This is a genomic window from Enterobacter sp. Ag1 (assembly GCA_000277545.1).
Classification (GTDB): domain Bacteria; phylum Pseudomonadota; class Gammaproteobacteria; order Enterobacterales; family Enterobacteriaceae; genus Cedecea.
Genome location: AKXM01000055.1, coordinates 323,246 through 332,188, shown reverse-complemented (window position 1 = coordinate 332,188; position 8,943 = coordinate 323,246). Strand labels below are relative to the sequence as shown.

10 protein-coding genes, 1 tRNA gene and 1 pseudogene are annotated in these 8,943 nt (G+C 49.7%); 8 read left to right on the top strand and 4 right to left on the bottom strand.

Annotation, left to right across the window (positions count from 1 at the left end; genetic code table 11):
- Positions 1–520: 520 nt before the first annotated feature.
- The 3 genes and pseudogenes from A936_RS20775 to A936_RS20765 all read left to right on the top strand — a co-directional run.
- Positions 521–1,024, top strand: a complete 504-nt coding sequence (locus tag A936_RS20775) for a GNAT family N-acetyltransferase (protein ID WP_034810064.1) — start codon at positions 521–523, stop codon at positions 1,022–1,024.
- Between the two features lie 436 nt (positions 1,025–1,460).
- Positions 1,461–1,559 carry a YoaK family small membrane protein gene (locus A936_RS23545; RefSeq protein WP_034810062.1) on the top strand — a complete coding sequence of 33 codons (99 nt, stop codon included), beginning with the start codon at positions 1,461–1,463 and terminating at the stop codon, positions 1,557–1,559.
- Between the two features lie 479 nt (positions 1,560–2,038).
- Positions 2,039–2,299, top strand: a pseudogene (locus tag A936_RS20765) (site-specific integrase); the annotation flags it as partial.
- Between the two features lie 86 nt (positions 2,300–2,385).
- Here the strand turns inward: A936_RS20765 and A936_RS20760 are convergent.
- Together A936_RS20760 and A936_RS20755 are read right to left on the bottom strand one after the other, a co-directional pair.
- A tRNA-Ser gene (locus A936_RS20760) sits at positions 2,386–2,473 on the bottom strand.
- A gap of 156 nt (positions 2,474–2,629) precedes the next feature.
- On the bottom strand, positions 2,630–4,255 hold the full coding sequence (locus tag A936_RS20755) for an ABC transporter substrate-binding protein (RefSeq protein WP_008461274.1): 1,626 nt from the start codon (positions 4,253–4,255) through the stop codon (positions 2,630–2,632).
- A gap of 226 nt (positions 4,256–4,481) precedes the next feature.
- Between A936_RS20755 and yccA the strand changes: the two genes are divergently transcribed.
- Positions 4,482–5,141: an FtsH protease modulator YccA gene (gene yccA / locus A936_RS20750; RefSeq protein ID WP_008461272.1), complete on the top strand. Its 660-nt coding sequence runs from the start codon at positions 4,482–4,484 to the stop codon at positions 5,139–5,141.
- Between the two features lie 136 nt (positions 5,142–5,277).
- A complete protein-coding gene (gene tusE / locus A936_RS20745; RefSeq protein ID WP_008461270.1) occupies positions 5,278–5,607 on the top strand; it encodes a sulfurtransferase TusE in 330 nt (109 codons plus the stop codon).
- Here tusE and yccX read toward each other — a convergent pair.
- The gene (yccX, locus tag A936_RS20740; protein WP_008461269.1) at positions 5,604–5,894 is read right to left on the bottom strand and encodes an acylphosphatase; all 291 of its coding nucleotides are present in this window, start codon (positions 5,892–5,894) and stop codon (positions 5,604–5,606) included. The genes tusE and yccX overlap by 4 nt on opposite strands.
- A 161-nt stretch (positions 5,895–6,055) precedes the next feature.
- Here yccX and rlmI point away from each other — a divergent pair, with 161 nt between their 5' ends.
- Both rlmI and hspQ read left to right on the top strand, forming a co-directional pair.
- On the top strand, positions 6,056–7,246 hold the full coding sequence (gene rlmI, locus A936_RS20735) for a 23S rRNA (cytosine(1962)-C(5))-methyltransferase RlmI (RefSeq protein WP_008461267.1): 1,191 nt from the start codon (positions 6,056–6,058) through the stop codon (positions 7,244–7,246).
- A 61-nt stretch (positions 7,247–7,307) separates the two neighbouring features.
- Entirely contained in the window at positions 7,308–7,625 is a 318-nt protein-coding gene (gene hspQ, locus A936_RS20730; protein ID WP_008461265.1) for a heat shock protein HspQ, read from the top strand.
- A gap of 29 nt (positions 7,626–7,654) precedes the next feature.
- On the opposite strand, the gene A936_RS20725 is transcribed toward hspQ, so the two are convergent.
- Positions 7,655–8,068, bottom strand: coding sequence for a CoA-binding protein (locus A936_RS20725; protein WP_008461263.1), 414 nt, complete (start codon positions 8,066–8,068; stop codon positions 7,655–7,657).
- A 168-nt stretch (positions 8,069–8,236) separates the two neighbouring features.
- On the opposite strand from A936_RS20725, the gene csgI reads away from it, so the two are divergent.
- Complete coding sequence (csgI, locus tag A936_RS20720) at positions 8,237–8,884, top strand: curli synthesis inhibitor (protein ID WP_034810053.1); 648 nt, start codon at positions 8,237–8,239, stop codon at positions 8,882–8,884.
- Positions 8,885–8,943: the final 59 nt, after the last annotated feature.

Here is an 8,943-nt window from a genome sequence, read left to right as displayed (position 1 = left end):
GGGTCGGGGGTCGGGGGTCGGGGGTCGCAGGTTCAGACTCTCATGCAGACCAAATAATAACTGAAAACCAGATCCTTACTACTGACTTTGTGTGACTTGATATACCTAGTTCATATTCGTGGCCTAGGACGATACTAATGACGCAGCACTACATACAAAAATCATCATAAGATGATGTTTTTATTAACCATTACTGACAACCAGCTTTTGGTTTTACGCCCAAATCATCATGCACAAACTTGCCGAAATCGCTATCGTTATTTCTAGTTTTGGGGAGAACATTTAGCCATTAATCCTATTTTTTACCTCAGTGTATTCAACATCCTATTGCTAGTGGAAAACCTCAATGGTAACTCTTTTGATACCGCTGAGGTCCGCTATGATCCAGGAGCAGACTTCGGCGTCAGCAGGATTACGTTAAGTTGGCAAAGCTATATGTTACATTTTTTCATAGTGGATAGATGGTTAAGTCGGTAGAGTAGTACTGAGTTTGCTTAATTAGTAAGAGTGAGACAGTAGATTGAAAACAAAACCATTAAAAATCCTTAAATCAATTTATAGGCCCATGCGTTGCGACGAGTTTGACCTCTGGGCAGACCTATCTTCAAATGACTATGTTGAAGACCTGATGACAAATCATCGGTACAGCCGTAAAAAAGCTCAAGTAGAGGCGTCGAAATCATTTAAAACAGCTTTGCCTGCGGGTATGCTTACTCCAAATAACCACTTTAGAACTTATGAACATGACAGTCAGGCTGTGGGATATCTGTGGTTCAGCCTGGAAGATAACTCAGCTTTTTTATCAGATATAATGCTTATTCCAGAATTTCAGGGGAAGGGAATGGGCAGGGATTTTATCCGTGCGTTCCTGAATGAGTTGGCTAGTCAGGGTGCGTTTGAGGTGGAGCTAAGAGTATCACCGGACAACCAAAGGGCTTTAAATTTATATAAAGAGTTTGGTTTTAGGATAACTGGTTTTGATATGAGTCTTTTGCTGGAGCCCGAGTTATCAGTAATCCGTTAATCATAATGTTCGGGAACAATGTTTTACTTCTGATTGCCTGCTCACATCGCCTGTTGGATTCAGGCAAAATGGCTATTAATACCGATTGCCTTACTGTGAATTTTTCTGCCGACTGATCATGGGTTGGTGCTAAAACGTTTGATGAAACACATATTGCCAAACCTCGCCTCCCACTTAATTTGACAATCCTTAAACGGCTATGGGACAAATTGTATACATCTATGCTAATGCCTGCAGAAAGCGCACATGGGTGAACAGGCGATGAACATCCTCATCCGTGGCGTGACAGCCGTCTATATGGCAGTAGCGCCTCACACTGATTAAATCGCCAGGTTATTCCCTCTCCCATTTATCTATACAATTTCAAAGCATAATAGACTGACGAGAAACCAGAATAGCGCCAGTAGCCATAACAACTAACAGGAAGTCACAGCCCATGAAAATAGGATATCTGTTCCCAGTTGCCATCATCGTTTCTGCTGTATTGCTACTGGCATGGTTTATCATCGGTGGTTATGCAATGCCGGTGCAGTGATACGCGCCCGCATGCAAGGCGTTAGAGTAAATAGAGGCCGCAGAAATGCGGCTTTTGTTAGCGAAGGGAAGAGACTCCAGTTCAATCAGTCAGTAATCCGATATGTAAGCGTCTCACATGCACTGTCTTGCGCTTAGTACTAACCGTCCGTGCCCCAAATCCCCTAACTCTGGCAGAGTGGCTGATGCCTGTTTCTGCTAATCGATCTCAGTGCTCCATTTATTTACTAAGATTAATCTAGGCGTGGATTAATCAACGGGGAGCAGGTCACCATACCCGGAGCTTTTGGTTGAGTAGAGTCTCCCTGAGCGCCTGGCTTTACTGGCCCATAGACATTTATGCAGCCACTTAGCAGCAGCACAACAGCAGGTATTAGCTTTCTCATAATGGTTATCGGTAATAAAGTGTCGTGCAGCCTGCCAGACTGATGCACAGGATAGCCAAAAGGAAAAATTTATATCTCATATGTAGGGCCATCAGGGGGCGCCATGAATAAGAAAACGTTCAACACCTGGTGGAATAAGGCAAAGAAAGCCGCAGCTTTAAAACTGGGCCACGCTGTGCCTGGAATATTCCACGACATTAAGGCCAAGGCTATTTCAGATTACGAAGGGAGCAGCAGAGACAAGCAACTCTTCTCAGGCCATAAAACGGAAAGTCAGGTTACGACGTATGACCGAAAAGTGAAAATTTCACCAACACTCGCAGCACCGGTACTGAGCAAAACAGAGAGAAAATGAGAGGGCTAAGAACAAGAATATACCAAGTGAATATACCAACACCCCAAAAACAAAAGGGGTCGCTTTTCGGCAACCCCTTCGAATGTTGGCGGAAGCGCAGAGATTCGAACTCTGGAACCCTTTCGGGTCGCCGGTTTTCAAGACCGGTGCCTTCAACCGCTCGGCCACACTTCCAACGAGGCGAACTATAAACATACCCATACTTCATGTAAAGCACGATTTTGTTCAATCGCCTGAAATTTCATCATATTTGTGTTATTTGCCTGAAACAGCAGCAACATGCTCAGTTTCAAGCCGCTTTTCTGCCCTCCGGAGAGGGCAGCGTCAGCATTAGTGCTTTTTGATGTAGAGATCCTGGGTTAAATATTTGCCCAGCGTGCTCGGTGCATAACCTCCTACGTAAGGTTTCACCAGTTGAACCTTCACATAGTGGTAGATAGGGATGGTCGGGACGTCTTTCGCAAGAATATCTTCGGCCTGCTGATAGTACTTCGCACGTTCTTCCTGGGTGGTGGCCTGTGAAGCCTTAGCGATGATCTCATCGTAGGCAGGATTGCTGTATTTGGAACTGTTCTGGCTATCGCCGGTACGGAAGTTATTCAGGTAGGTCGCCGCATCATCGTAGTCGGCAATCCAGCCGTAGCGCACCAGGTCATAATTGCCGGTACGTTTGGTATCCAGCATGGTTTTCCATTCCTGGTTTTGGAGCTTCGCCTCGACGCCGATGTTCTTCTTCCACATTGAACTGGCCGCAATGGCAATGCGCTGGTGAGATTCCGAGGTGTTATAAAGCAGGTTGAACTGCAGCGGATGAGAATCGTTAAAGCCCGCCTCTGCCAGCAATTTCTTCGCCTCAGCGACACGCTTATCGTGGCTCCAGCTACCGTACTCCGCAGGCTTAAGCGTTATCCCGCCAATTTTAGGTTGGCTCACCAGCCACGCAGGCTTTTGCCCCTGCCCTAACACCTTACCGGCGATGATATCTTTATCCAGCGCCAGGTTTAATGCCAGACGAACGCGTGGATCGTTAAACGGCGCTTTGGTGGTATTGAATTCATAATAGTAAGTGGACAGATAAGGCGTGATATGGACCTGGTCCGGAATCGATTTTTTCAGTGAGGCAAAGAGCGTTTCCGGCACGGTATAGGTGATGTCGATCTCACCCGCTTTATAGCGGTTTATATCTGCTGTACCGGAAGTCACAGGCAGATAAGTCACCTTATTAATCACCGTATGAGCATCGTCCCAGTACTGCTTATTACGCTCGCCGACGACTTTCTCGTTCACCACCCACTGCGACAGCTTATACGGACCGCTGCTCACGAAGTTGGCCGGCTGGGTCCATTTATCCCCAAATTTTTCTACCGCAGCTTCGCTCACCGGTACCATAGACGTATGGCCAAGCATCAGCAGGAAGGCCGACGTTGGCTGGTCCAGCGTCACCTGAACGGTGTTGGCATCCAGCGCCTTCACACCCAGGCTATCGACCGGCTTTTTGCCTTCGGCAATGTCATTGGCATTTTCGATATGCATCGTGCCGGGATAAGTTGCGTAAGGGGAGCCCGTTTTAGGATCGACTAAACGCTTCCAGCTCCAGACCACGTCCTGCGCAGTGATAGGTTCACCGTTGGACCACTTAATCCCCGGACGCAGATGGAATGTCCAGACTTTGTTGTCCTGGTTATCCCATTTTTCGGCGAGATGAGGTTCGATAGAACCATCGTTTTTGACGCGAATCAGGCCGTCAAAAAAGTCGCCGATAATATTACTTTCAACGTCGCTCTCCACTTTGTGGGGATCCAGCGACGCCGGTTCACTGCCGTTGTTACGTACCAGCTCCTGTTTGGCTGCAAGCTCGGTTCCTGGCGGAACGTCTGCTGCCCATGCGCTGGAAATAGCGCTGAGCAGACCCAGAGCAACCAATGATTTTGAGAATGTGTTGTTGTTTGCTTTCATGACCCACGCCTTATTAATGTTATTTAACGACGGTACGGCTAACACTCTTAGTCGGCTTTAGGAAATAAAGCAATATTTTTCAGCCACCTATAAGTGGGTGTTATGGCATTAATTTTTTACAATGTGATAAACTGCACGAGGTAAAGATGGGTAAAAAGGCTTTTGTCTAATAAAGGCGGGCATTATGCTCATGACCATAAAACACCTGTAAAAGAGAGAGTTTAGAATGGATCGCATTATTACCTCCTCGCGTGACCGTTCGTCACTGCTCAGCACCCACAAGGTGCTACGTAATACCTATTTCCTGCTGAGTTTAACGCTGGCATTTTCCGCGTTGACGGCAACCGCCAGCACCGTACTGATGCTGCCTTCTCCAGGGCTGATTCTGACGCTGGTCGGTATGTACGGCCTGATGTTCCTGACCTACAAAACTGCGGATAAACCAGTGGGCATTTTGTCTGCATTCGCCTTTACCGGCTTCCTGGGCTATATCCTGGGGCCAATGCTGAATGCGTATCTGTCCGCAGGCATGGGTGATGTTATTGGCCTGGCGCTGGGTGGTACCGCACTGGTCTTCTTTAGCTGCTCTGCTTATGTGCTGTCAACCCGTAAAGACATGTCCTTCCTCGGCGGCATGCTGATGGCGGGCGTGGTGGTTGTGCTGATTGGTATGGTGGCAAACATCTTCCTGCAGCTCCCGGCTCTGCACCTGGCGATTAGCGCGGTGTTTATCCTGATCTCTTCTGGCGCCATCCTGTTTGAGACCAGCAACATTATCCGCGGCGGTGAAACAAACTACATCCGCGCGACCGTAAGCCTGTATGTTTCTCTTTACAACATCTTCGTTAGCCTGCTGAGCATCCTTGGTTTTGCCAGCCGCGACTAACTGATGCCGTAATCCCTAAAAGAGAATGCCTTGTGCATTCTCTTTTTTTTGCCCTCAATCCTGCCGCATTCCGCCCTTAAGCCCACAGAGAAAATTTGCTACACTTCGCCCGATTTGACGTAAATAGCGGATAACTATGTTGACCTTTGAAGGCAGAGAAATAGAGACAGATGCCGATGGCTACCTGAAAAATAGCCAGGAGTGGAGCGAGCCGCTGGCGGAAGAGATTGCCGCCAAAGAAGGCATTACCCTGGCGGTAGAGCACTGGGAAGTGGTTCGCTTCGTACGCGAGTTTTATCTGGAGTTTAATACCTCCCCGGCCATTCGCATGCTGGTTAAGGCTATGGCGAACAAGTTCGGCGAAGAGAAAGGCAACAGCCGTTATCTTTATCGCCTGTTCCCGAAAGGCCCCGCCAAACAGGCCACAAAAATCGCTGGCCTGCCAAAACCGGTGAAGTGTATCTAGTAGCGGATACCAAAGTTGATCCATTCGCGTTCGGGTTGATACGGTTCAGTCAGAACTTTATCAACCCTGGCGCTACGTGGCCCGCCGGCTTTTAGCCACGCCAGCAGCTTTTCAACCTGCTCCGCCTCTCCGCAGGCCACCACCTCCACGCTGCCATCATCCAGGTTACGGGCATAGCCGGTTAAGCCAAGCTTTTCCCCCTCACGCTGAGTGCTGTAACGAAAGCCCACGCCCTGAACCATGCCGTGTACCCAACACTTCACGCACTGCTTGTCTGAACTCATCATTGCCTCCGCCTGAACGCTCAAAACAGTTCTAAGTCTAACAAACTCCGTGTTTTTTTCTTTGGCAGTAACCCACTCTGTGAGGCTTTCACGTGAATAAATTGCAATTAGCGGCCCTAAACCGGAAAATGGCGCCCATTTCTTAGCGAAGCAGCAAATAAATTATGAGCGTACGTTTAGTGTTAGCCAAAGGGCGTGAGAAGTCATTATTGCGCCGTCATCCATGGGTTTTCTCTGGGGCTGTTGCACGCCTGGAAGGCAAGGCCAGTCTCGGTGAAACGGTTGATGTGGTGGACAGCCAGGGCAAATGGCTAGCCCGAGCGGCATATTCCCCTGAATCGCAAATCCGCGCCCGCGTCTGGACCTTTGATCAGGCTGAAAGTATCGATATCGCCTTCTTTACTCGCCGCCTGCAGCAGGCCCAGCAGTGGAGAGACTGGCTGGCTAAGCGTGATGGGCTGGACAGCTACCGACTGATCGCCGGTGAATCTGACGGTTTACCGGGCGTGACTATCGATCGTTTTGGCAACTTCCTGGTGCTGCAGCTGTTGTCTGCCGGCGCAGAATATCAGCGCCCGGCCCTCGTTGCCGCCCTGCAGTCTCTCTACCCTGAATGCTCTGTTTACGATCGCTCCGATGTGACCGTACGTAAGAAAGAAGGCATGGCTTTGACTCAGGGGCCGGTCAGCGGTGAACTGCCTCCTGCCCTGCTGCCTATCGAAGAACACGGTATGAAGCTGCTGGTAGACATTCAGGGCGGGCATAAAACGGGCTATTACCTCGATCAGCGCGACAGCCGTTTCGCCACTCGCCGCTACGTTGATAATAAACGCGTCCTGAACTGCTTCTCCTACACCGGTGGTTTTGCCGTTTCCGCGTTGATGGGTAACTGCAGCCAGGTGGTAAGCGTGGATACCTCTCAGGACGCGCTGGATATCGCCAGAAAAAACGTAGAGCTGAACAAGCTTGATCTCAGCAAAGCCGAGTTTCTTCGTGACGATGTGTTCAAACTGCTGCGCAAATATCGCGACCAGGGCGAGAAATTCGACGTCATCGTCATGGACCCGCCTAAATTTGTTGAAAACAAAAACCAGTTGGCGGGCGCCTGCCGGGGCTATAAAGACATCAATATGTTAGCGATTCAGTTACTGAACCCTGGCGGCATTCTGATGACTTTCTCCTGCTCCGGGCTGATGACCACAGATTTATTCCAGAAAATCATCGCCGATGCCGCCGTAGATGCCGGGCGTGATGTACAATTTATAGAACAGTTCCGCCAGGCGGCCGATCACCCGGTGATCGCAACCTACCCGGAAGGGCTGTATCTGAAAGGGTTTGCCTGTCGAGTCATGTAGCTTGAAAAGGCGGAAATTGCCCGCATATTCGTATGCAGAGTAATGTTCCCGGGAGGTGACTATGATTGCCAGCAAATTCGGTATTGGCCAGCAGGTTCGCCATTCTTTACTGGGCTATCTGGGCGTAGTGGTCGACATTGACCCCGAGTATTCGCTCGATGAGCCGCAGGAAGACGATCTGGCCGACAATAGCGCACTCCGCGCGGCGCCGTGGTACCACGTTGTCATGGAAGATGAGGATGGCCAGGCGATTCATACCTATCTCGCCGAAGCTCAGCTCAGTTCTGAAGATGACGACGAGCACCCTGAACAGCCGTCAATGGACGAACTGGCTGCCTCGATACGCCAACAGCTTCAGGCCCCACGCCTGCGTAACTGATTAAAAACCCCGCCGATGCGGGGTTTTTCTTATTTCGCCAGCCCAAGGCGAGGGATTTCAATCGCCGGGCATTTATCCATCACAACGCTTAATCCCGCATTCTGTGCCAGCACCGCAGCCTGCTCATTAATCACGCCAAGCTGCATCCATAGCGTTTTCGCTCCCACGGCGATGGCATCCTGCGCTACGCCCCAGGCGGCCTCAGAATTACGGAACACATCGACCATATCAATTTTCTTCGGTACGTCCGCAAGCGTGGCATAGCCCTGCTGCCCTAACAGCGTTTTACCCGCGACCTTCGGCGACACAGGAATAACCTCATAACCTTGTTTGAGCAGGTAATCCATCACCCGATAACTCGGACGATCGGGCTTGTCGCTGGCCCCCACCAGCGCAATGGTACGGGTGGTTTTCAGGATATTTTCGATATCACTTTGTTTCATAGCGCCCCCTAAGATGTTGTCTGAAGTGTATGCCAAACCCCGTCACCCAGCCATCTTTCTACTGGATACTCAGGCGCGCAATTTCTGAAAATATGTCTATATGTTAATAAACAGGTCTCAGGAAAAACTTTGAAATATCCACTCAGCATGTTCACCAGGGAGAGTGAAATGAGAGCAGGTCTGCCACTTGCAGGGCTAATATTGATGCTGCCAACCCTGGTATGGGGAACCACGCTGCGCCTTTCCGCCGATGTGGATTTACTGGTTCTGGATGGTAAAAGAGTTTCCAGCTCGCTCCTTAAAGGGGCGGACAGCATCGAAATAGATAATGGGCCTCATCAGTTGGTTCTGCGCGTTGAAAAAAAAATAAACAACGCACGCAGCCGATCTTCTGGGGTTTCCCCCCCGACGGTGATCAGTTTTGACACCAAAGAGATAGATCAGGTCAATATTGTTCTACCGCTAAAAGATCCCAATCATTCTGGAGCCGTCTTTCAAATTAAGCTGCAGGACGGACAGGGGCATTCCATTCCCATCCGAACCGATATTTTGGAGATCAAATCCGATCCAACCGGAACGGATTATGAAGAAGAGACACAGCGCTATAACAAATCAGAAAAAAAAGCGTCAATGCCCGGATTCGCAAACCGCATGGCCAACGAAGGTATTCTGCAATTTGCCCAGGCTAATCCAGATCTTCCACCGGCGCAGTCTGAAGTGCTAACAGAGCAACGGCTGAGATACTGGTTCAGTCAGGCCGATAATCCGACACGGGCGCGTTTTCTACGCTGGGCAAATGAGACCCACAACCCATAGCAATGCCTCGAGATACCTCGCTTTTTTGACGTTCTGCTCTTGCAGCCCCGGGCGCTTTT

Excerpts from the sequence above, each read along its gene's own strand:
- A936_RS23545 (WP_034810062.1), top strand. The coding sequence starts at position 1,461 with ATGAAAATAGGATATCTGTTCCCAGTTGCCATCATCGTTTCTGCTGTA.
- A936_RS20755 (WP_008461274.1), bottom strand. The coding sequence starts at position 4,255 with ATGAAAGCAAACAACAACACATTCTCAAAATCATTGGTTGCTCTGGGT.
- yccA (WP_008461272.1), top strand. The coding sequence starts at position 4,482 with ATGGATCGCATTATTACCTCCTCGCGTGACCGTTCGTCACTGCTCAGC.
- tusE (WP_008461270.1), top strand. The coding sequence starts at position 5,278 with ATGTTGACCTTTGAAGGCAGAGAAATAGAGACAGATGCCGATGGCTAC.
- yccX (WP_008461269.1), bottom strand. The coding sequence starts at position 5,894 with ATGATGAGTTCAGACAAGCAGTGCGTGAAGTGTTGGGTACACGGCATG.
- rlmI (WP_008461267.1), top strand. The coding sequence starts at position 6,056 with ATGAGCGTACGTTTAGTGTTAGCCAAAGGGCGTGAGAAGTCATTATTG.
- hspQ (WP_008461265.1), top strand. The coding sequence starts at position 7,308 with ATGATTGCCAGCAAATTCGGTATTGGCCAGCAGGTTCGCCATTCTTTA.
- A936_RS20725 (WP_008461263.1), bottom strand. The coding sequence starts at position 8,068 with ATGAAACAAAGTGATATCGAAAATATCCTGAAAACCACCCGTACCATT.
- csgI (WP_034810053.1), top strand. The coding sequence starts at position 8,237 with ATGAGAGCAGGTCTGCCACTTGCAGGGCTAATATTGATGCTGCCAACC.